The organism is Rhodococcus sp. UNC23MFCrub1.1 (genome assembly GCF_000686025.1).
Taxonomy (GTDB): domain Bacteria; phylum Actinomycetota; class Actinomycetes; order Mycobacteriales; family Mycobacteriaceae; genus Rhodococcoides.
This window is the reverse complement of sequence record NZ_JMLQ01000009.1, coordinates 158,384-178,081: the sequence shown is the minus strand read 5'-3', so window position 1 is coordinate 178,081 and position 19,698 is coordinate 158,384. Positions and strand designations below refer to the sequence as shown.

Here is a 19,698-nt window from a genome sequence, read left to right as displayed (position 1 = left end):
ATCGGGAGGTACGTATGACGACAACGTCACCAGTGACGACTGCACACACGAGCACCCACCGGGTGCACGCGCATCCCCGCGAAGCTCACGCCCATGGTCCGGAGCAGAACGACTCCACCGCCCTCGACTCGACCGACACCACTGCGGATTCCGTCTACTTCGACGATGCACCCAGTGCCGTCCCGGCCGACGACAGCTCGAGCGCCGAACCCGCCGCCGAGGTCGTGGTCAAGGGTCGCAACGTCGAGATACCCGACCACTTCCGCCTGTACGTCTCAGAGAAGCTCGCTCGCCTCGAGCGCTTCGATCCCACCATCCATCTGTTCGACGTCGAGCTGTTCCACGAACGCAACCGTCGTCAGTCCAAGAGTTGCCAGCGAGTCGAGATCACCGTGCGGGGCAAGGGGCCTGTCGCGCGTGCCGAGGCCTGCGCGGACAGTTTCTACGCCGCCCTCGAGTCGGCGACCACCAAGCTCGAGAGCCGTCTCCGACGGACGAAGGACCGCCGCAAGGTCCACTACGGGGAGAAGCGGCCCGTGTCGGTGGCCGAGGCGACCGCCGCGCTCGTCGAGGAGGCCGTCACTGCCCCCGTCGAGGAGGCGCCCGCCGTCGACGACCACGCCACCGAGGGCCCGGGCACCGTGGTGCGCGTCAAGGAACACCCGGCCGTGCCGATGACCGTCGACGACGCCCTGTACGAGATGGAGCTCGTGGGCCACGACTTCTTCCTGTTCCACGACAAGGAGTCCGACCGGCCGTCGGTCGTCTATCGCCGCCACGCGTTCGACTACGGACTGCTGCGTCTGTCCTGACGCTCGCACCGCCGCGCCGACCACATCGGGCGTCCGCTCCGGCGGGCGCCCGGTGTCGTGCGCGGAACATCCGGTGTGCCTCACAGCGCGCTGTCAGGCTCGACGCCTACGATGGTTCCGCCGGGAGACCGACGAGGTCTCTTCGCATCGAACTGCGCCCCCCGTGTGGACGGGCTCGGTTCACGCCCCACGTACCCGATATTGAGGACGAATAGCCCGTGCCGACGTTGTCGTTGTCCAAGTTGCTCCGTGTCGGTGAAGGTCGCATGGTCAAGCGGCTGAAGCACATCGCCGACCACGTGTCGTCCCTGTCGCCGGACGTCGAGTCCCTGTCGGACGCCGAACTGCGTGCGAAGACCGACGAGTTCACGAAGCGGCACCAGGACGGCGAGAGCCTCGACGAACTGCTGCCCGAGGCGTTCGCGGTCGCCCGCGAGGCGTCCAAGCGGGTGCTGTCCCAGCGCCACTTCGACGTCCAGGTCATGGGCGGCGCCGCGCTGCACTTCGGCAACGTCGCCGAGATGAAGACCGGTGAGGGCAAGACCCTCACCTGCGTCCTCCCGGCGTACCTGAACGCGCTGTCCGGTGACGGCGTCCACGTCGTCACGGTCAACGACTACCTGGCCAAGCGTGACTCGGAGTGGATGGGCCGCGTTCACCGCTTCCTCGGACTGAGCGTGGACGTGATCCTCTCGGGCATGACGCCCGCCGAGCGGCGTGCCGCCTACGCGGCCGACATCACGTACGGCACCAACAACGAGTTCGGTTTCGACTACCTCCGCGACAACATGACGCACTCGCTGGACGACCTGGTCCAGCGCGGACACAACTTCGCCGTGGTGGACGAGGTGGACTCGATCCTCATCGACGAGGCCCGTACCCCGCTGATCATCTCGGGCCCCGCGGACGCGTCGTCGAAGTGGTACCCCGAGTTCGCCCGCATCGCCCCCATGATGAAGAAGGACGTCCACTACGAGGTGGACATCAAGAAGCGCACGGTGGGTGTGCACGAGGCGGGCGTCGAGTTCGTCGAGGACCAGCTCGGCATCGACAACCTGTACGAGGCCGCCAACTCGCCGCTGGTGAGCTACCTGAACAACGCCATCAAGGCGAAGGAGCTCTACCAGCGCGACAAGGACTACATCGTCCGAGACGGCGACGTCATCATCGTCGACGAGTTCACCGGCCGCATCCTGGTGGGGCGCCGCTACAACGAGGGCATGCACCAGGCCATCGAGGCCAAGGAGAAGGTGGAGATCAAGGCCGAGAACCAGACCCTCGCCACGATCACGCTGCAGAACTACTTCCGTCTGTACGACAAGCTCTCCGGCATGACCGGTACCGCCGAGACCGAGGCGGCCGAGCTGCACCAGACGTACTCGCTCGGTGTCATCCCCATTCCCACCAACCGCCCGATGGTGCGTGTGGACAACGGCGACCTCATCTACAAGAGCGAGGAAGCCAAGTTCAGTGCCGTCGTCGACGACGTCGTCGAGCGGCACGAGAAGGGTCAGCCGGTTCTGATCGGTACCACCAGTGTCGAGCGCTCGGAGTACCTGTCCAAGCAGTTCACCAAGCGCGGTGTCGCGCACAACGTGCTCAACGCCAAGTTCCACGAGCAGGAGGCGACCATCATCGCCGAGGCCGGCCGGTCCGGCGCGGTGACGGTGGCCACCAACATGGCGGGTCGAGGAACCGACGTGGTGCTCGGCGGCAACCCGGACATCATCGCGGACCTCGCGCTGCGCGGGCAGGGGCTCGATCCCGTCGAGTCGCCGGAGGAGTACGAGGCGGCGTGGGAGCCCACGCTGGAGAAGGTCAAGGACCAGGTCCGCGAGGACGCGGACAAGGTCCGCGACGCGGGCGGTCTCTACGTCCTCGGTACCGAGCGGCACGACTCGCGCCGTATCGACAACCAGTTGCGAGGACGCTCGGGTCGTCAGGGCGACCCGGGGGAGAGCCGGTTCTACCTGTCGCTCGGCGACGAGCTGATGCGCCGATTCAACGGTGCCGCTCTCGAGTCGATCATGACGCGACTCAACCTCCCGGACGACGTCCCGATCGAGGCCAAGATGGTCTCCAAAGCCATCAAGAGCGCGCAGACGCAGGTCGAGCAGCAGAACTTCGAGATCCGCAAGAACGTCCTCAAGTACGACGAGGTGATGAACCAGCAGCGCACCGTCATCTACGAGGAGCGTCGCCGCATCCTCCGCGGAGAGGACATGGAGGGCCAGGTCGAGCAGATGATCACCGACGTGGTCACCGCGTACGTCGACGGCGCCACCTCGGAGGGCTACGTCGAGGACTGGGACCTCGAACAGCTGTGGACCGCGCTGAAGACGCTCTACCCGGTGGGCGTGCAGCACACCGACCTCGCAGCGGAGAACGAGTTCGGCGAGAAGGGCGACCTGTCGCGGGACGACCTGCGCGAGGCGCTGCTCGAGGACGCCCGCGCGGCCTACGCCACGCGTGAGGCGGAGATCAACGAGATCGCGGGCGAGGGCGGTATGCGCGAGCTCGAACGACGGGTGCTGCTGTCCGTGCTCGACCGCAAGTGGCGTGAGCACCTCTACGAGATGGACTACCTCAAGGAGGGCATCGGTCTGCGCGCGATGGCGCAGCGCGATCCCCTCGTCGAGTACCAGCGCGAGGGCTACGACATGTTCACCGGCATGCTCGACGGGTTGAAGGAGGAGTCCGTCGGGTTCCTCTTCAACCTGCAGGTCGAGGCGGCGGCGCCGAGCCCCGCGGCCTCCGCGGGCCTGCAGGTGGGCGCGGGACTGCAGTCGCCTGTCGCAGCCCGACCGGCGCCGGCAGCGCAGGCCGCCCCCGCAGCGCAGGCCGCCCCCGCGGCGCCGGCGCAGCGTCGACCCGAACCCACTGCCGAATCGGCGCCCGAACCGCGGCCCGCCGCACCTGCTGCGCTGCGCGCCAAGGGGCTGGACGACGAGTCGACCGGTCGCCTGACGTACTCCGGTCCCGACGAGACGGGCGGCACCTCGGTCCGCCGCGCCGGGTCGGGGTCGCCGACGGGCGAGTCGAGCTCCGGCACCCGACGCGAGCGCCGCGAGGCGGCTCGGGCCGGGGTCAAGCCGGTCAAGCGCGCACCGAAGGCCAAGCGGCGCAAGTGATCTGCTCGTCCGGGGGCGGCGACCGCCGCCTCAGGACAGGCGCAGGCTCGTGAGCACCCAGGCCGGACCGGTGGTGTTGCGCCGTGCCGTCAGTCGTGCCGCGACGGCGAACACGCGGTCACCACGCGAGTAGGTGCCGAAGACCTCGACGTCGCCGTGCCCGGCGCCGTCGGGCACCGGACCGGCGGCGCGCACGTGCACGGTCCGGACGACGGCGACACCGAGTGTTCGGCCCGGCACGGCCGCCGTCGACAGGGCTGTCGCCATTCCGACCATGGCCGGTGACAGCACCGCGCGCAGGGACGCCGCGGGTCGGCGGCGGTCCACCACCTCGAGTGTCAGACGCAGGACGCGATCGGCGACGTGCCGCGCCGCGGCGGCGGTGCGCGCGTCGGCCTCCGACGGTCCGACGACGGGCCGGGTCGGTCGCGAGGTCGATCGTCCCGAGTGCGGGCCGGGGCGCGGCGACGAGAGCGCTCGGCCCGCGGACCGGGTCGTCGGGCGTGCACGCGTGGGAGTCGCGCCGACCTCGGGTGGCTCGGATCTCGGCAACCGCGCCACGTGAACGACCTCCGATGTCATGCGTTCTCCTCCATGCTCGTACCTGTGCGGCCACGGCCGGTGTGCGGCGAGTGTCGCACGCACGGACGCGGTTCCGGCCCGTCGAGGCAGACGCGGGGCGTCGTCACACCGCAGCCCGTCAGGGTCGGTGAATTCCGACGAGGACGACGGGGAACCGACACGGCGCGGACCACGAGGACGATCGTGAGCGTGGTCGGTCTCATCTGTCGTGCGAGACTGGGACCCGTCACACTCGACCGAGGGGATTCGCGCGTTGGCCACCAGACTCACCACTCAGGACGCGTCCTTCTACTTCCTGGAGGCCAGTACGACTCCCATGCACGTGGGGTCGCTCGCCATCTTCCGGCTCCCGCGCGGGGGCTTCAGTTACGACGAACTGCTCACCCTCGTCGAGAGCCGGCTCGCTCTCGTTCCGCGCTATCGCCAGAAGGTGCGCGAGGTGGCCTTCGGCCTGGCTCGCCCGGTGTGGGTCGACGACCGCGACTTCGACATCACGTACCACATCCGGCGTTCCGCGCTGCCCAAGCCGGGATCCACCGAACAGCTGCACGACCTGGTCGCGCGACTCACCTCACGCCCTCTCGATCGCACGCGTCCGCTGTGGGAGATGTACCTGGTCGAGGGTCTGGCACGGAACCGGTTCGCGATCTTCACCAAGTCGCACTCGTCGATCGTGGACGGCGACAAGGCGCTCGAGATCAGTCAGGTCATCCTGGACGCCACCAAGGCTCCGACTCCGATGGCCGAGGAGCTGTGGATGCCCGCGCGGGAACCGTCGGAGAAGGCGCTCGTCGCCGGGGCGCTCGCCGAGATGGTGTCGCGGCCGGGGGAGGGCGTGGAGGCGGTGCGCGGAGCCGTCGGTGACGTCACCCGCGCCGCCGGCGAGGCGGTACGCGCCGTAGGCAAGTTCGCGGCGGTGGTCCGCACCGCGGCGCAGACGGCACCGACGAGTCCACTGAACACGACCATCTCCCGCAACCGCCGGTACTCGGTGGCCAAGACCGATCTCGACGACTACCGGATGGTGCGGTCGAAGTTCGGGGGGACGGTGAACGACGTCGTGCTCACGGTCGTGTCCGGTGCTCTGCGGAACTGGTTGCTCTCGCGCGGTGAGCCCATCGGCCCGTACACGACGGTGCGCGCGATGGTGCCCCTGTCGGTGCACGCGGCCGCCACGGGGACGGGCGACGAGGGCGACGTGCCGCCCAACGAGGTCGAGTCCTTCCTCATCGATCTGCCCGTGGGCGAACCGAACGCCGTGGTGCGGTTGTCCCACGTGTCGCACGCGACGGAGGCTCACCTGGGACAGAGTCGCGGTGTGACGGCGTCGACCCTCATCACGCTGTCCGGGTTCGCGCCGGCCACGCTGCACGCGATGGGTGCGCGCGTCGGGTCGAGCCTGTCGCAGCGCATGTTCAACATCATCGTCACCAACGCCCCCGGCCCCCAGTTCCCGCTCTACGCGGGCGGTGCACGCATGCTCGAGATGTATCCGGTGCCGCCGCTCGTGCGCAATCAGGCGCTCAGCATCGGCCTGACGTCGTACGACGGCAACGTCTACTACGGTGTGAACGCGGACCGGGCAGCGATGCCGGACATCGACGTGATCACCACGTTGCTGCACGAGGCACTCGAGGAACTGGTCGACGCGGCGCGCGACGACAAGAACGTCCGCTGACGACGGTGAGGGAATGAGGCGCAGGTGAGGGTGTTCGTTCCGGCGACCATGCGGATGTTGCAGACACTGGTGGACGAGGGTGAGTTCTCGCCGATCAGTCGGACGGCCTTCGCCGTGACGCCGACGTTGCGGGAGGCGTACGTCTCCGGTGACGACGACGAGTTGGCCGACGTCGCGCTGCGGGAGGCCGCGCGGGCGTCGCTGCGCCTGATCGGCGGTGAGCCGGAACTCGACTCAGACGATGACGGGGACGCCGACGAGGTCGCCGACGCCACTCCGAGCTTCCGCCGCGTCGTCATCGCCGCCGACGTCGATCCGGTGACCCTGCGTCCCGATCTCGACGACGCCGTGGTCCGCCTGCCGGCGCCGCTCTCCCTGACGGAGGTGGCGGCGGTCCACGTCGATCTCGCGGCGGCCGAGTCCGCCGTGAGCGCCGCTGTCGCCGCGGTGGACGCGGCCGACCTGGGGGATCCCGACGCCGAGTTCGTGCTGGGCGACGTCGAGGATCACGAACTCGCCTGGTACGCACCGCAGGAGATACCGTTTCTCCTGGAACTGCTCTGACACCGGAACTGCTCTGACACCGGAACCGCTCCGACACCGCCCTGTTTCGTCGCAGTCGTCGACTGCGTCCGCGGTGGCCGCTCGACCGAGGAGATGTGACATGGGAATCAAGGACTGGCTCGAAGCCCCGGCCGCGAGTGTGTCGTCCCCGCGGCGCCCGTCGCTGAACGTGGTGCGCGGTGCGTTCGCGCGCATCACCACGCCGTTGATTCCCGACGACTACCTGCACCTGGCCAATCCGCTGTGGTCCGCGCGCGAGTTGCGCGGCCGCATCGTGCGGATCGAGAAGGTGACCGGTGACGCCGCGACCATCGTCATCAAGCCCGGATGGGGCTTCGACTTCGACTACCGGCCGGGGCAGTACATCGGCATCGGCCTCCACGTCGACGGTCGGTGGCACTGGCGGTCGTACTCCCTGACGTCGCCGCCCGACTGGAAGGACAAGCAGATCTCCATCGCCGTCAAGGCGATGCCGGAAGGGTTCCTGTCCTCGCATCTCGTCGGCGGTGTGCCGTCGGGCACGATCGTGCGGCTCGCCGCGCCGAAGGGGAACTTCGCCCTTCCGGAGCCGCCGCCCGCCAAGATCCTGTTCGTCACGGCCGGCAGCGGCATCACACCGGTGATCGGCATGCTGCGCAGTCTCGACTCGCGCGGCCACATGCCCGACGTGGTGCACGTGCACTCGGCTCCCACGGCGGACGACGTGATGTTCGCCTCGGAGTTGGCGGCGCTCGACGCGAAGTACGACTCGGTCGTGTCCCACGTGCAGCACACCCGTTCGGACGGCAAGTTCGATCTGGGCTCGCTCGACGAGCACTACCCGGACTGGCGCGAGCGTCAGACGTGGGCGTGCGGTCCGGCGGCGATGCTCGACGACATCGAGAGGGTGTGGCGGGAGGCAGGCATCTCGGAGAACCTGCACACCGAGCGTTTCGAGATCGTTCGCACCGGCGCGCCGAGCGACGGCGGCACGGTCACGTTCTCCGTCTCCGACCGCACGGTGGCGGTGGACGGTGCCACCACGTTGTTGGAGGCCGGTGAGAAGGCCGGTGTGCGAATGCCTTTCGGCTGCCGCATGGGTATCTGCCAGACGTGCGTGGTGCCGCTGACCGACGGTCACGTCCGAGATCTGCGCTCGGGCAAGGAACATGCGCACGGCGAGCGGATCCAGACGTGCATCTCCGCGGCTGCCGGGGACTGCACGCTCGAACTCTGACTCCGTCGGCCCCGGGTCGCGCCGCAGGGGTGATCGCACACACACCCTGCGCACAGGCTCGTCCGCTATTCTCGGAAAGGCCTGCCCGCCGATACCGAATCGGTGCGAGGAACGGCATACCGCGATCCGGGGAGTAGACCAGCATGGCCATCACGGACATCTTGGAGTTCGCACATCTGACCGACGAGGACATCGAGTCCCTCGGTCGTGAACTCGATGCCATCCGTCGGGACGTCGAGGACACCCGAGGACGCAAGGACGCGGAGTACATCCGCCGCACCATCGCTTTGCAGCGCGCGCTCGAGGTCGGCGGACGGCTCGCGATCATGGGTTCCCGCTGGCGCTCGGCCGCGCTGGTGGGCGCAGGTCTGCTGGCGGCCAGCAAGATCATCGAGAACATGGAGTTGGGCCACAACGTCTCTCACGGTCAGTGGGACTGGATGAACGATCCGGAGATCCACTCCACCTCGTGGGAGTGGGACCAGACCGGTCCGTCCGCGCACTGGAAGCGTGCGCACAACTACTCGCATCACACGTACACCAACATCGTCGGCATGGACCACGACGTGGGCTTCGGGATCCTCCGGATGACCCGCGACGAGAAGTGGCGGCGACGCAACCTGGTGCAGCCCCTGGGCAACCTGGTGCTGGCACTGACGTTCGAGTGGGGCATCGCTCTGCACGACCTGGACGCGGCGAAGCTCGAGGCCGGTGTTCCCGCGACGCAGCTGCTGTCGGAGCCGAACAAGGAGTTCGCTCGGAAGGTCGCGTCGCAGGTCGGCAAGGATTTCGTGCTCTTCCCGCTGCTCGCGGGTCCGGCGTGGCGTCGTGCACTCGGGGCGAACCTCACCGCCAACGTGGTGCGGAACCTGTGGGCGTACGCCGTGATCTTCTGCGGTCACTTCCCGGACGGCGCCGAGAAGTTCACGATGGGCCAGTTCGAGACGGAGACCCACGAGGAGTGGTACCTCCGGCAGATGCTCGGCAGCGCCAACTTCACGGCCGGCCCCACGATGGCGTTCATGAGCGGCAACCTCTGCTACCAGATCGAGCATCACCTGTTCCCGGACCTGCCGAGCAACCGGTACGCCGAGGTGGCCGTCCGGGTGCGCGCCCTGTGCGACAAGTACGACCTGCCGTACACCACCGGCAACCTGGCGACCCAGTACTGGAAGGCGCTGCGCACCATCTTCAAGCTTTCGCTGCCCGACCAGCTGCTTCGTCGCACGTCGGACGACGCGCCGGAGACCAGTTCGGAGCGCCGTTTCCAGAGCTCCGGCTCCTCGGTCGTGGACCGGGTGCGGTTCGATCCGGTCACCGGTCGCAAGCGAGGACTGCGGTCGGCCCTGCACGAGGCGCGGCTCGAGGCGCGTCAGGCAGTGAAGCGGGTCACAGATACGACGGCGTAACCTACGGGTGCGTAACTTCCGGTAGAGTAACCACGGTCAGGCCCACACGGGCATCGACCACCTGCCGAGGAGTGACCACATGGCGATTTCCGACGTCAAGGAATATGCCCACCTCACCGAGGCCGACGTCGAGGCGCTGGGCCATGAACTCGACGCGTTGCGTCGGGAGATCGAAGAGTCGCGCGGCGAGAAGGATGCGCGGTACATCCGCAACACCATCCGTTTCCAGCGCTCCCTCGAGGCCCTCGGCCGCACCACGATGCTCGCCAGCAACCACCGCGCCGCGTGGTGGGCCGGTAGCGCGATGCTCGGTGTCTCGAAGATCGTCGAGAACATGGAGCTCGGCCACAACGTCATGCACGGCCAGTGGGACTGGATGAACGACCCGGAGATCCATTCCACCTCGTGGGAATGGGACAACACCGGTCCGTCCGAGCACTGGAAGCAGACCCACAACTACATCCATCACAAGTACACCAACGTGCTGGGCATGGACGACGACGTGGGCTACGGCCTCATCCGCGTCACGCGTGACCGCAAGTGGGTCCCGTTCAATGCCGGCAACCTCGTGTACAACACGCTGCTGATGCTCCTGTTCGAGTACGGCGTGGCGGTACAGCATCTCGAGCTGGGCAAGGCCGTGAAAGGCCGTGTGCCCAAGGAGGAGACGCGACGCAAGCTGAAGGAGGTCGGCGACAAGGTCGGCCGCCAGATGCTGAAGGACTACGCGATCACGCCGGCCATCACGTCGCTGTCGCCCGCCGCGTCCTACCGTAAGACGTTGACCGCCAACATCATGGCGAACGTCATCCGTAACATCTGGACGAACGCCGTCATCTTCTGCGGTCACTTCCCGGACGGTGCGGAGAAGTTCACGCGCCACGACCTCCAGGACGAGACGCAGGGGCAGTGGTACCTCCGACAGATGTTGGGCAGCGCCAACTTCCACGCCGGACCGACCCTCGCCTTCATGTCGGGCAATCTCTGCTACCAGATCGAGCACCACGTGTTCCCCGATCTGCCGAGCAACCGGCTCGCCGCGATCAGTGTGCGGGTTCGCGAACTGTGCGAGAAGTACGACCTCCCTTACACCACAGGGCCTTTCCTCGCCCAGTACGGCAAGTCCTGGCGCACCATCGCGAAGCTGTCGCTCCCCGACAAGTACCTCAAGGCCACGGCGGACGACGCACCGGAGACGGCATCCGAGCGCAAGTTCGGGGGCAACGTCACCTCGACGGTCGACCCGGTGACCGGACGTCGTTCCGGTCTGCTGAGCGCGATCAAGCAGGGTAAGGGCGGCACGGGACTGCGAAAGCTGCTCTCGCGCTGATCGATCGGTCGGAGCTCCGTCAGTAGGAGTCGTTCGACATCACGGCCACCAACAGCAGGCGAACCGCGGCGACGCGGTTCGCCTGCTGTCCTGTCAGGGTGTCCAGAGCGCACTCCGGGTCGGCCGGCGGCCCGAGGTGTGTGCAGCCGCGCGGGCAGTCCTCGATGGTGACGGCGAGGTCCGAGAACGCCGCGACGACATCCTCCGGCGAGATGTGGGCCAGCCCGAAGGACCGGATACCGGGAGTGTCGATGACCCAGCCTCCACCCGGAAGATGCAGCGACACCGACTGAGTCGACGTGTGCCGTCCCTTGCCGACGCCGGAGACGATGCCGACGGCGCGATGTGCCTCCGGCACCAGCCGGTTCACCAGGGTCGACTTGCCCACCCCCGAGTGGCCGATCAGCGCGGACGACTTCCCGGTGATCATCGCCAGGAGCTCGTCCAGCGGACGGTCCCGGCCCACCAGCACCACCGGCACGTCGAGGTCGGCGAAGACGGCGGCGAACTCGTCGGACGACGCCAAGTCGTCCTTCGTCAGACACAGCACGGGTCGGAGACCACCCACGAACGCTGCCACCATCGCGCGCTCGACGAAGCCCGAGCGGGGTGGCGGGTCGGCCAACGCCACCACGATCAGCAGCTGGTCCGCGTTGGCCACCACGACACGCTCGTACGGATCCGTGTCGTCGGCGGTGCGCCGCAGCACCGTTCGTCGTTCGTCCACGCGGACGATGCGGGCCAGGGCGTCGACGCGTCCCGAGACGTCGCCGACGATGCCCACCGCGTCACCGACGACGATCGGGGTCCGGCCCAGCTCGCGCGCTCGCATGGCGACCACGAGGCGCTCTGGATCATTGTCGATCACGCAGCCCCACCGGCCGCGATCCACCGACACCACCATCGCGTCCGAGGCGTCGGCGTGGGTGGGCCGGGTCTTCGTTCGTGGGCGCGTGCCCTTGCCCGGCCGGACGCGGACGTCCGACTCGTCGTACACCCGCCGGATCAGCGTGCACCACCTCCGGCCAGCATGGCGCTCCAGAGGGTCGCGAACCCCGGCAGCGTCTTGGCGGTGGAGTCGATGTCGTCGACCTCGACGCTCGGGACGACCAGACCGATCACGGCGCCCGCCGTGGCCATGCGATGGTCGGCGTACGCCCGCCAGGGTCCGCCGTGCAGCGGCGCCGGCTCGATGATCAGGCCGTCCTCGGTCTCCTCGACACCGCAGCCGAGAGCACCGAATTCCGCCGTGAGTGCGGCGAGCCGATCCGTCTCGTGCCCGCGCAGATGGGCGATCCCGCGCAGGCGCGAGGGTGACCCGGCCAGGGCCGCCATCGCCGCGACCGTGGGGGTCAGCTCGCCGATGTCGTGCAGGTCCACGTCGACGCCCTCGAGCTTCTCGGGCCCCCGCGCCGTGAGCGACTCGGCAGTGAGCAGCACCTCGGCCCCCATCGACGTGAGGATGTCGCGGAACGCGTCACCGGGCTGCGTCGTCCGGGCAGGCCACCGGAGCACGGTCACCTCACCGCCCGTGACGGCCGCCGCGGCGAGAAACGGGGTCGCGTTGGACAGGTCCGGTTCCACGACACGGTCGACCGGAGCCACGGCGCCGGGATGCACCCGCCACCGGTTCGGAATGCCGGAGTCCTCGGGAGTCTCCACCTCGATCCCGCTCTCGCGCAGCATCTCCACCGTCATGTCGATGTGAGGCATCGACGGCACCGGGGGACCGACGTGCTCGACGACGAGGCCCTCGTCGAACCGCGCCGCCGAGAGCAGGAGCCCCGACACGAACTGGGACGACCCGGACGCGTCCAGTCGGACCGTGCCCCCGCGGACACGGCCCGTGCCGTCGACGACGAACGGCAACCGGTCCCCGCTCACGGGAACACCCAGGGCGCGGAGCGCGTCGAGAATGGTCTGCTGCGGGCGCGAGCGGGCGTGCTCGTCGCCGTCGAAGCGCGAGCGACCGGTGGCCAGCGCGGCGACGGGGGGAACGAAGCGCATGACGGTGCCGGCCAGCCCGCAGTCCACGTCGCCGCCGCGGCCGGGTCCGGGGGTGACCCGCACCGTCGTCCCGTCGTCGTCGGGGGACTCCACGACGGCACCCAGGGTGCGCAGCGCATCGATCATCAGATCGGTGTCACGGCTGCGCAGAGCGCCGGTCACCGTCGACGGTCCGTCCGCGAGCGCCGCGAGGATCAGGGCGCGATTGGTGATCGACTTCGACCCCGGGAGGTCGACGGTCGCACGGACGGGCTGCGGGGCGAGGGGCGCGATCCAGGACGTCACGGTCACAGTCTCTCACTGGCGCACGCGCGTCGGATGTCCGCGACGGTCGCGGCGGTGGCCCGGACGAGATCCTGTGCGGAGAGTTCGATCTCCAGGCCGCGCCGACCACCGCTGCAGAAGAGGGTCGAGTGCCCGAGTGCCGACGTGTCGACGACCGTGGGCAGGGGCGTGCGCTGACCGAGCGGGGAGACGCCCCCCAGGACGTATCCCGTCGACCGGCGCACGGCTGCGGGATCGGCCATCGACACCTTGCTCGCCCCGAGGGCGGCGGCGACGGACTTCAGGGCGAGCATGTCCGGCACGGGAAGAACCGCGACCGCCAACGAGGAGCCCGTCGACACGACCAGGGTCTTGAACACCCGATCCGCCGACACACCGAGGCCGGCGGACAGTGCGTCGACCGCCTCGTCGCCGTACTGCTCGGTGCCGCGATCGTGCTCGTAGGTGTGGACGGTGAACTCGATTCCGAGACGCGTCAGCATCGTCGTCGCGGGAGTAGCCGATCCGGCCATGGCGTCGTGGTCCCTTTCCCACCGTGATCACCCGCCCCGCGAGTACGTCGAGAACGTCGTGATCGGCTGCTGGTACACGACATTCTGGCCGTACTCGCGGAGACGGTCCGGCAGCGGGGGGAACACGACGGCGGCCACGGCTGTTACACGCAGCATCAGGACGGCGCGCACTGTGCGCCGCCGCTCGACGGAGGAGGGCGTGTGAACGTCGTTGCACCGGAGCGCTCCGGAGCCGAGTGGCTCTCGGCGACGCTGACGAATGTGGTGGTGATCCCATCGGTAAAGTGGAGTCCGGACGACCACGGTGAGCTCACCGGTTCCCGGACGTCCGAGGTCGACACCTCGGAGGACGGGGCGGTCGCCGCGGGGCACACGAGAGGGGCCAGCGTGACGGATCAGCCACAGACCGAGACCGGCACCACGACGGGCGCCGTCGATCCTGCGATCCTCGAGACAGAGGACGGCATCCGCTCGCGGGAGAACGCTGCGGATCTGACGGCGCGGTTCGAGCGTGACGCGCTCCCGCTGCTCGACCAGCTGTACGGCGCGGCCCTGCGGATGACGCGGAACCCGTCCGATGCCGAGGACCTGGTCCAGGAGACGTACGTCAAGGCGTACACGGCGTTCAAGAGCTTCCGCGAGGGCACGAACCTCAAGGCGTGGCTCTACCGGATCCTGACCAACACCTACATCAACTCGTACCGGAAGAAGCAGCGTCAGCCGGCGCAGTACCCGACGGACGAGATCACCGACTGGCAGCTCGCGGCCACCGCTGAGCACTCGTCCACCGGTCTACGGTCGGCCGAGGTCGAGGCGCTGGACGCCCTGCCCGACGACGACATCAAGGCGGCGCTGCAGGCGTTGCCCGAGGAGTTCCGCATGGCGGTGTACTACGCCGACGTCGAGGGCTTCCCGTACAAGGAGATCGCCGAGATCATGGGCACGCCCATCGGCACCGTGATGTCGCGGTTGCACCGCGGCCGCAAGCAACTGCGCAACGAACTGGCGGAGGTCGCTCGCGACCGTGGATTCAACCGGTCCGCCGCGGCGACCGAGGAGGTAGCACGATGAGCGGCAACGAGTTCGAGGACCTGGACTGCTCGGCCGTCATCGCCGACGTGTGGACGTTGCTCGACAACGAGTGCGACGAGGCCAGCAGGCAGCGCGTGCAGCGTCACCTCGACAGTTGCGGTTCGTGCCTCGCGCAGTACGGCATCGAGGAGAAGATCAAGTCTCTGGTCGGCCGCAAGTGCGGCGGCGAGCGGGCTCCGGAAGGCCTGCGGGAGCGCCTGACGCTGGAGATCCGGCGGTCGGTGACCATCACCGCCACCGAGGACTGACCGCCTACACGACGAAGGGCCGGGACGCTGTGCGTCCCGGCCCTTCGTCGTGTGGTGCTCGTGATCAGCTGTTGGGGCGCTTGCCGTGGTTGGCTGCATTTCCCTTACGGCTGCGCTTCTTGCGTCCTCGCTTGCCCATGGTGGATCTCCTTCCTGTTCCACTCAGTTTCTCACGTGTGGTTGGCTGTACGACGAGCGGCCGTGCCTCCGGCGTGGTCCGTTCACCGAACGAGTCGACACGCGCGTGCAGACGAGCGGAACGGAACAGGGGGACCGTGATGGCCGAGGACGTCCGAGCCGAGATGGTGTCGACGGTGTTCCAGATCGTCGTCGCCGAGGGTGATCACGTGAACGAGGGCGACGCCGTGGTGGTGCTCGAGTCGATGAAGATGGAGATTCCCGTGCTCGCCGAGTCCGCGGGCACCGTGACGTCCATCGGAGTCGCCGTGGGCGACGTCATCCAGCAGGGCGACCTGATCGCCGTCATCTCCTGATCCGGTCACCACTCTGATCAGCCGACGCCGTACCGGGACAGGGTGATTCGTCGTGTCCACGCTGTCCGAGATGCTCGCCGAGCACACCGACCTGCCGGGTACGGCGGTCGATCATCTGCAACGCGTCGTGGGGGAGTGGCAGATCCTCGCGGACATCTCCTTCGCGGACCTGCTGCTCTGGGTGCCCGTCGACCATCCCGGATCGCGTGCGGTGACGTCGTCGGACACGGCGACGGTGGTGTGCGTCGCGCAGTGTCGTCCGACGACGGCCCCCACGGTGATCCCGTCGGACACGGTCGGTGCGGTGGTCGGGGAGACCGAACACCCCCAGGTCGCGGAGTGCCTGCGCACGGCGTCGATCGTGCGCGGCGGTGGTCGCCTCCCCGACGATCAGGGTCCGCCCCACGACGCCGTTCCCGTGCGCGTCGACGGCCGCGTGGTCGCCGTGCTGACGCGTGACTCCGCGCCGGTCTCCGGCCGACCGCCGAGCTTGCTGGAGGCCGCGTACCGCGACTGCGCCCACCACCTCTCCGACATGATCGCGGAGGGGTCGTTCCCCTCGCCGTCCGAGAAGACGGACGTCAACTCGAGCCCACGCGTCGGCGACGGGTTCATCCGCCTCGACACCGCCGGCATGGTCACCTACGCGAGCCCCAACGCGGTGTCCGCCTACCACCGGATGGGGTTGACGGCAGATCTCCCCGGCCACGACCTCGCTGCGTCGACCCGGTCGCTCGTCACCGATCCCTTCGACGCGGAGGAGATCGCCGCCACCATCGGAGCGGCCGTCACGTCCGCCGGGGGACGACGGATGGAGGTGGACGCTCGCGGTGCCACCGTGCTGCTGCGCACGGTTCCGCTGCGCCCGGCCGGCACGTCCGTGGGCGCTCTGGTGCTGGTCCGGGACGTCACCGAGGTGAAGCGTCGCGATCGCGCGCTGCTGAGCAAGGACGCGACCATCCGCGAGATCCATCACCGGGTCAAGAACAACCTGCAGACCGTCGCTGCTCTCCTGCGTCTGCAAGCTCGCCGGACCGACAACGACGAGGCCAAGGTCGCGCTGAGCGAGTCGGTCCGCCGGGTCACCTCCATCGCCCTCGTCCACGACGTGCTGTCGACGTCGGTGGACGAGGTCGTCGACCTGGACGAGGTGGTCGACCGCCTGGTTCCCGTCATGGTCGACATCGGCTCGCTGTCCGCGGACGTCACCGTCGGTCGCGAGGGCAGCCTGGGCGTGTTCCCGGCCGAACGGGCGACCCCGCTGGTCATGGTGCTCACCGAGCTGGTCCAGAACTCGCTCGAGCACGGGTTCGATCCGGGTGCGCGAGGCCGTGTGACCATCGAGTCCCGACGGTCCTCCCGCATGCTGGAGGTCACCGTGCGCGACGACGGCCGTGGAGTCTCCGACGACTTCGACGCGTCGGCGTCCGACCGGCTGGGACTGCAGATCGTCTCGACACTCGTCACGGTGGAGTTGGGCGGCACCATCAGCGTCGCGGCCGGGCCGGACGGGGGCACCGCTGCCGAGCTCCGCGTCCCGCTCGGACGCCGAGAACCACGCGGCTGATACGGCTGCCCCGTCGGACACACAAAAGGCCCGGCACCATGCGGTGCCGGGCCTGCGTGCGTCTTGCGAGCTGTGTCAGACCGCCGAGCGTGCGCGGGTACGCGCGTTACGACGCTTCAGCGCGCGACGCTCGTCCTCGCTCATGCCGCCCCAGACGCCCGCGTCCTGACCGGACTCGAGAGCCCAGGACAGGCAGTCCGCGGTGACGGGGCACCGGTTGCACACGACCTTGGCATCAGCGATCTGTGCGAGTGCCGGGCCGCTGTTTCCCACCGGGAAGAACAGTTCCGGGTCCTCGTCGCGACAGATAGCCTTGTGGCGCCAATCCATCCTCTTACTCCTCACTGAGCGCACGACGGCGCTGTCGAATAACTGATCCTGGACTCACGTCCGGATCGTGGGCTTGTTGTCCTGCAGTTCGCGAGCGCGGCAACCAATGTTTCCGCACTGTTACTTGTGAATGCTTTCACGAACCAAGCAGAAGTCAAGAGATGACGCGGTGCGGGTGGCCAAGCTCACTGGACCCGATTTGGTTTCACACCCGACGTCTGGTACCCGGATCGGGAGATGTGAAACACAGTAGCTTGGCCTACGGGGTATCGCCAGGTAAAGGCGCCACGACGGCGAGGGCGTCCGGTGCGGACGCGAATTCGACCTCGGTGCGTTCTCCCAGGTAGTCGCCGTCGACCTGCAGGCCGGTCGGTTCCACCGAACGCACGCGAATCCATTTCACGTCGTCCTCTCGGAGAAGCGCCCGTGAATGCGGACCGGACGTTCCGGACAGCATTTGCACGACCACTCGCAACGTCGTGAACACCTTCGTGGATCGCATTGCGAATATGCCGAGTCCGCTGTCGAACGAGGTGCCGGGGTTCGTTCGGACCGGACGTGCGTCGAGAAACGTCCACGGATCGGAGTTGGTCACGAACGCGAAGTGAACGCCCGTCACGGCCTCGCCGGTGTCGGTCTCCACGGTGAGGTGCGGGTCGCGACGCTTGCGGCGGAAGAACGTGGTGACCGCGGTCCGGACGTAGCGCGAGGGCGTGACCGCCTCGCCGCCCTTGCGGCCTCGATCGATCGCGTCGCACACGTCCGCGTCCCATCCGAGGCCGGCGTTGAACAGGAACCATGTCTTGTCGCAGTGCCCCAGGCCGATACGCCTGCTCGTTCCCGACTCCAGCAGATCGATGAGCTGGTTGGTGGCCTCGACCGGGTCCCGCGCGATGCCCAGCGAGCGAGCGAACACGTTGGCGGATCCGCCCGGGACGACCGCCAGCAGCGGCACGGGTCCCACGGTGACCGACTGCATGGAGGTCGGGGCAGGAACACCGAGAAGTCCGTTCACCACCTCGTTCACCGTTCCGTCGCCGCCGTGCACGATCACCAGATCGATACCGGCCCGGCGGGCCTCGGTCGCGAGTTCGCTCGCGTGTCCACGGTGCGTGGTGTGGAGCACTCTGAGCGACACCCTGCTCGCGAGCGCATGCGCCACCAGGTCTCGGCCGGCAGCCGTGGTGGACGTGGCGTTCGGGTTGACGATGAGGATGGCTCGCACGATCACTCAGAGTAGACGCGAGCGGCGGCGGCTCACGACCACCGGCGCGTGACCGTCGGCCACCTCGCGCGTGTGCTCTAGGGTGGCCTGGTGCGTCCGAAGCTGCCCGATTCCGGTGTTCCGGCACCGGTGCGCGCCGCGGGCCTGTTGGTGTCCGTGCAGGGCGCCACGGCGGTCGTGGTGGCACTCGTCCTGGTGATCCGCGGCGCCGCCGGCGCCGACGAGAGCGTCATCAACGGTTTCGGCACCGCGATCTGGTTCGCCGCACTCGGGGGCGCCGTGCTCACCGGTGGCATCGCCCTGATCCTCGGGCACCGCTGGGGCCGCGCCATCGCGATCGTCGCGCAGCTGTTGTTGCTCCCGGTGGTCTGGTCGCTCCTCACCGATTCCGGGCGGCCCGTGCTGGGCTCGTTGCTCGGCATCGTCGTCATCGGCGTCCTGGTCTGTCTGTTCAGCGGCCCCGCCACGAGGTGGCTCGCCGACGACTACGTCGAGACCGACGACGCCTGAGCGGCTCTCCGACCGACGCCGGGCAGCTCAGGAACCGAGGCGAGGATCCACGTTGTGGGTGTGGATCTGCCGGTACTCGTGCTCGTACCCCAGCACGGTGAAGCCGGCGGGCGCCAGCGCGAAGCGCTTTCCCTCTGTCACCGGTTGCTCGACCCACCGCGCGATGACCGACCTGGAGAAGTGGCCGTGCCCGACGAGCACGACGTCGCGCTCGGCGAGGGTGGGAACGACGACGGACAGGACGAGATCGGCCCGTGCGGACACGGCGTCGATGGTCTCGCCGGACGGTGACGGATGCGTCCAGACGGTCCAGTGCGGCGCGGTCTCCCGGATCTGCGGAGTGGTCAGGCCCTCGTAGTCGCCGTAGTCCCACTCGACCAGCGCGTCCCACACCCGATCGACGGTGAGTCCGGCCAGCTCCGCCGTCCGCAGCGCCCGCGATCGGGGGCTGCTGACCACCAGGGGACGTTCGAGCCCGAGCGCCGCGATGCGGTCCCCGGCGGCGCGGGCCTGGTCCTCCCCGTCGGCGGTGAGAGCGATGTCCGTCCGTCCGGTGTGTCGACCGCTCGCCGCCCACTCCGTCTGACCGTGACGGATCAACACCAGTCTGGCGTCGGAGCGCCGCGGCGACGTCCCGGACCCTCCGGACGATGCAGGTGCCGGGTCACGGGGGTCGGGGTCTGCCATGGCTCGATCATGCTCCCGG

21 protein-coding genes are annotated in these 19,698 nt (G+C 68.6%); 12 read left to right on the top strand and 9 right to left on the bottom strand.

Annotation, left to right across the window (positions count from 1 at the left end; translation table 11 throughout):
* Positions 1 to 224 precede the first annotated feature (224 nt).
* Positions 225 to 812 carry a ribosome hibernation-promoting factor, HPF/YfiA family gene (gene hpf / locus BR07_RS0119540; protein ID WP_027506865.1) on the top strand — a complete coding sequence of 196 codons (588 nt, stop codon included), beginning with the start codon at positions 225 to 227 and terminating at the stop codon, positions 810 to 812.
* 218 nt (positions 813 to 1,030) lie between these two features.
* Positions 1,031 to 3,943 carry a preprotein translocase subunit SecA gene (gene secA, locus BR07_RS0119535; protein ID WP_027506864.1) on the top strand — a complete coding sequence of 971 codons (2,913 nt, stop codon included), beginning with the start codon at positions 1,031 to 1,033 and terminating at the stop codon, positions 3,941 to 3,943.
* Between the two features lie 30 nt (positions 3,944 to 3,973).
* Here the strand turns inward: secA and BR07_RS25580 are convergent, their stop codons facing one another.
* Entirely contained in the window at positions 3,974 to 4,525 is a 552-nt protein-coding gene (locus BR07_RS25580) for an Rv3235 family protein (RefSeq protein WP_051613604.1), read from the bottom strand.
* A gap of 253 nt (positions 4,526 to 4,778) precedes the next feature.
* Between BR07_RS25580 and BR07_RS0119525 the strand changes: the two genes are divergently transcribed.
* The 5 genes from BR07_RS0119525 (at position 4,779) to BR07_RS0119505 (ending at position 10,722) form a co-directional block, all read left to right on the top strand.
* Positions 4,779 to 6,203: a WS/DGAT/MGAT family O-acyltransferase gene (locus BR07_RS0119525; RefSeq protein WP_027506863.1), complete on the top strand. Its 1,425-nt coding sequence runs from the start codon at positions 4,779 to 4,781 to the stop codon at positions 6,201 to 6,203.
* A 24-nt stretch (positions 6,204 to 6,227) separates the two neighbouring features.
* Positions 6,228 to 6,767: a DUF6912 family protein gene (locus BR07_RS0119520; protein ID WP_027506862.1), complete on the top strand. Its 540-nt coding sequence runs from the start codon at positions 6,228 to 6,230 to the stop codon at positions 6,765 to 6,767.
* A 100-nt stretch (positions 6,768 to 6,867) separates the two neighbouring features.
* The gene (locus BR07_RS0119515; protein WP_027506861.1) at positions 6,868 to 7,983 is read left to right on the top strand and encodes a ferredoxin reductase; all 1,116 of its coding nucleotides are present in this window, start codon (positions 6,868 to 6,870) and stop codon (positions 7,981 to 7,983) included.
* A gap of 143 nt (positions 7,984 to 8,126) precedes the next feature.
* On the top strand, positions 8,127 to 9,392 hold the full coding sequence (locus tag BR07_RS0119510) for a fatty acid desaturase family protein (protein WP_027506860.1): 1,266 nt from the start codon (positions 8,127 to 8,129) through the stop codon (positions 9,390 to 9,392).
* Positions 9,393 to 9,471: 79 nt separating this feature from the next.
* Positions 9,472 to 10,722, top strand: coding sequence for a fatty acid desaturase family protein (locus BR07_RS0119505; protein ID WP_027506859.1), 1,251 nt, complete (start codon positions 9,472 to 9,474; stop codon positions 10,720 to 10,722).
* A gap of 19 nt (positions 10,723 to 10,741) precedes the next feature.
* On the opposite strand, the gene rsgA is transcribed toward BR07_RS0119505, so the two are convergent.
* Genes rsgA through BR07_RS27815 form a run of 4 tightly spaced genes read right to left on the bottom strand, consistent with a single transcriptional unit; the run spans position 10,742 to position 13,682 of the window.
* Positions 10,742 to 11,719: a ribosome small subunit-dependent GTPase A gene (rsgA, locus tag BR07_RS0119500; protein ID WP_155957112.1), complete on the bottom strand. Its 978-nt coding sequence runs from the start codon at positions 11,717 to 11,719 to the stop codon at positions 10,742 to 10,744.
* 8 nt (positions 11,720 to 11,727) lie between these two features.
* Positions 11,728 to 13,014, bottom strand: a complete 1,287-nt coding sequence (gene aroA / locus BR07_RS0119495; protein WP_037186860.1) for a 3-phosphoshikimate 1-carboxyvinyltransferase — start codon at positions 13,012 to 13,014, stop codon at positions 11,728 to 11,730.
* A 2-nt stretch (positions 13,015 to 13,016) separates the two neighbouring features.
* Positions 13,017 to 13,526: an aminoacyl-tRNA deacylase gene (locus BR07_RS0119490; RefSeq protein WP_027506856.1), complete on the bottom strand. Its 510-nt coding sequence runs from the start codon at positions 13,524 to 13,526 to the stop codon at positions 13,017 to 13,019.
* Positions 13,527 to 13,553: 27 nt separating this feature from the next.
* Positions 13,554 to 13,682 (bottom strand): hypothetical protein, encoded by a 129-nt coding sequence (locus BR07_RS27815; protein WP_261781656.1) that lies wholly within the window; start codon positions 13,680 to 13,682, stop codon positions 13,554 to 13,556.
* A 288-nt stretch (positions 13,683 to 13,970) separates the two neighbouring features.
* Here BR07_RS27815 and BR07_RS25575 point away from each other — a divergent pair, with 288 nt between their 5' ends.
* Both BR07_RS25575 and rsrA read left to right on the top strand, forming a co-directional pair.
* Positions 13,971 to 14,597, top strand: a complete 627-nt coding sequence (locus BR07_RS25575; protein WP_037186858.1) for a sigma-70 family RNA polymerase sigma factor — start codon at positions 13,971 to 13,973, stop codon at positions 14,595 to 14,597.
* A complete protein-coding gene (gene rsrA, locus BR07_RS0119475) occupies positions 14,594 to 14,866 on the top strand; it encodes a mycothiol system anti-sigma-R factor (RefSeq protein WP_027506855.1) in 273 nt (90 codons plus the stop codon). Before BR07_RS25575 ends, rsrA begins: the two co-directional genes overlap by 4 nt.
* Before the next feature lie 64 nt (positions 14,867 to 14,930).
* On the opposite strand, the gene BR07_RS27910 is transcribed toward rsrA, so the two are convergent.
* The gene (locus BR07_RS27910) at positions 14,931 to 15,005 is read right to left on the bottom strand and encodes a 50S ribosomal protein bL37 (protein WP_110293457.1); all 75 of its coding nucleotides are present in this window, start codon (positions 15,003 to 15,005) and stop codon (positions 14,931 to 14,933) included.
* Between the two features lie 139 nt (positions 15,006 to 15,144).
* Between BR07_RS27910 and BR07_RS0119470 the strand changes: the two genes are divergently transcribed.
* Both BR07_RS0119470 and BR07_RS0119465 read left to right on the top strand, forming a co-directional pair.
* Positions 15,145 to 15,360 (top strand): biotin/lipoyl-binding carrier protein, encoded by a 216-nt coding sequence (locus BR07_RS0119470; RefSeq protein ID WP_027506854.1) that lies wholly within the window; start codon positions 15,145 to 15,147, stop codon positions 15,358 to 15,360.
* 52 nt (positions 15,361 to 15,412) lie between these two features.
* Positions 15,413 to 16,927: a sensor histidine kinase gene (locus BR07_RS0119465; protein ID WP_027506853.1), complete on the top strand. Its 1,515-nt coding sequence runs from the start codon at positions 15,413 to 15,415 to the stop codon at positions 16,925 to 16,927.
* A 75-nt stretch (positions 16,928 to 17,002) separates the two neighbouring features.
* Here the strand turns inward: BR07_RS0119465 and BR07_RS0119460 are convergent, their stop codons facing one another.
* Positions 17,003 to 17,257 carry a WhiB family transcriptional regulator gene (locus BR07_RS0119460; RefSeq protein WP_027506852.1) on the bottom strand — a complete coding sequence of 85 codons (255 nt, stop codon included), beginning with the start codon at positions 17,255 to 17,257 and terminating at the stop codon, positions 17,003 to 17,005.
* Positions 17,258 to 17,516: 259 nt separating this feature from the next.
* Positions 17,517 to 18,482: a diacylglycerol/lipid kinase family protein gene (locus tag BR07_RS0119455; RefSeq protein WP_027506851.1), complete on the bottom strand. Its 966-nt coding sequence runs from the start codon at positions 18,480 to 18,482 to the stop codon at positions 17,517 to 17,519.
* 87 nt (positions 18,483 to 18,569) lie between these two features.
* On the opposite strand from BR07_RS0119455, the gene BR07_RS0119450 reads away from it, so the two are divergent.
* Entirely contained in the window at positions 18,570 to 18,992 is a 423-nt protein-coding gene (locus BR07_RS0119450; protein WP_027506850.1) for a hypothetical protein, read from the top strand.
* Positions 18,993 to 19,019: 27 nt separating this feature from the next.
* On the opposite strand, the gene BR07_RS0119445 is transcribed toward BR07_RS0119450, so the two are convergent.
* Positions 19,020 to 19,679 carry an acid phosphatase gene (locus tag BR07_RS0119445; RefSeq protein WP_081821426.1) on the bottom strand — a complete coding sequence of 220 codons (660 nt, stop codon included), beginning with the start codon at positions 19,677 to 19,679 and terminating at the stop codon, positions 19,020 to 19,022.
* Positions 19,680 to 19,698 lie beyond the last annotated feature (19 nt).